1 protein-coding gene is annotated in these 625 nt (G+C 71.2%); it reads left to right on the top strand.

What is annotated here, in order from left to right:
- Positions 1-16 precede the first annotated feature (16 nt).
- A partial coding sequence (locus tag HW445_RS32640) for a phosphopantetheine-binding protein (RefSeq protein WP_308800278.1) occupies positions 17-625 on the top strand: 609 nt, incomplete at its 3' end.

Raw genomic sequence — 625 nt, 5'->3', positions numbered from 1 at the left:
TCTGTTCGATGCGGGTGTGGTGTCGGGTCTTCCGGCGGTCGCGCCGGTCCGGTTGAACCTGGCCGCCTTCCGCAAGGCCCCGGCCGTGCCCGCACTCCTGCGCGGCCTCATCCGCACCCCCAGCCGCCGCACCGCACAAACCGGCACCGGCCGCACCTCCGCCCTCGCCCAACGACTCCTCACCCTCCCCACCCCCGAACGCACCCGCCCCCTCCTCGACACCGTCCGCGCCGAGATCGCCGCCGTCCTCGGCCACGACACACCCGACACCATCCCCGCCGAACGCGCCTTCACCGAACTCGGCTTCGACTCCCTCACCGCCGTCGAACTCCGCAACCGCCTCAACACCGTCACCGGCCTCCGCCTCCCCGCCACCCTCGTCTTCGACCACCCCAACCCCACCCTCCTCGCCCACCACATCGAAACCGAACTCCTCCCCACCGACACCACCACCCCCCACACCACCCACCCCACCACCACCACCGACGACGAACCCATCGCCATCGTCGGCATGGCCTGCCGCTACCCCGGAGGCATCACCAACCCCAACGACCTCTGGAACCTCGTCGCCACCGCCACCGACGGCATCTCCACCTTCCCCACCAACCGCGGCTGGGACCTCGAC

This window comes from Streptomyces sp. UH6, from assembly GCF_013421635.1.
In the GTDB taxonomy this organism is placed as follows: Bacteria; Actinomycetota; Actinomycetes; order Streptomycetales; family Streptomycetaceae; genus Streptomyces; species Streptomyces abyssomicinicus.
This window is presented reverse-complemented; position numbering and strand designations above follow the sequence as displayed.